Origin of the sequence: Megasphaera sp. AF13-6AC, from assembly GCF_027685385.1 — a bacterium.
In the GTDB taxonomy this organism is placed as follows: Bacteria; Bacillota; Negativicutes; order Veillonellales; family Megasphaeraceae; genus Megasphaera; species Megasphaera micronuciformis.
In genome coordinates this window covers 1-540 of the sequence record NZ_JAQCUN010000348.1, presented here as the reverse complement: position 1 = coordinate 540, position 540 = coordinate 1, and the positions used below count along the sequence as shown (strand labels likewise).

Here is a 540-nt window from a genome sequence, read left to right as displayed (position 1 = left end):
CTCTGTGAAATGTGTTGTAACGGTAAATCGACGTAAGGACAGATTTTGTCTTCCTTAACAATAAGTTCCGTCAATTCATCCGTAAAGAAATGGGGGTATAAATAGAAGAGACGAATCCATTCAATCCCTTCTATCTTAACTAATTCACGCAACAAGTCGGGCAAGAGGGACTTTCCCGCCAAATCGAATCCGTAACTCGTCGTATCCTGTGCGATAAGATTGATTTCCTTCACCCCGCCGGCGGCGAGTTGCCGCACTTCCGCCGTTACGGATTCGACAGTTCGACTGTACAAGGGTCCGCGTACGTGCGGAATGATACAGAAGGTACAACCGTTATTACAACCTTCCCCGATTTTGACATAGGCACTGTACGTGGGCGTCGTCAAAACACGACTCGTATTCTGGTCGTACAAATGACTCACATCGTCCATAAAGCAAGCCCGTTTACCCGTCTTAACCGCCGTAACGGCTTCCCAAATTCGGTCCCATGAACCGGTGCCCAAGAGGGCATCTACTTCGGGCAACTCTTTCAACAACTCT

The 540-nt window shown here is 48.1% G+C and carries 1 protein-coding gene; it reads right to left on the bottom strand.

The genetic code is table 11. The features are described 5' to 3' along the window. Nucleotides 1-540: radical SAM protein (locus PGX78_RS09395; protein WP_270446702.1), on the bottom strand; the 540-nt coding region annotated here is incomplete at both ends.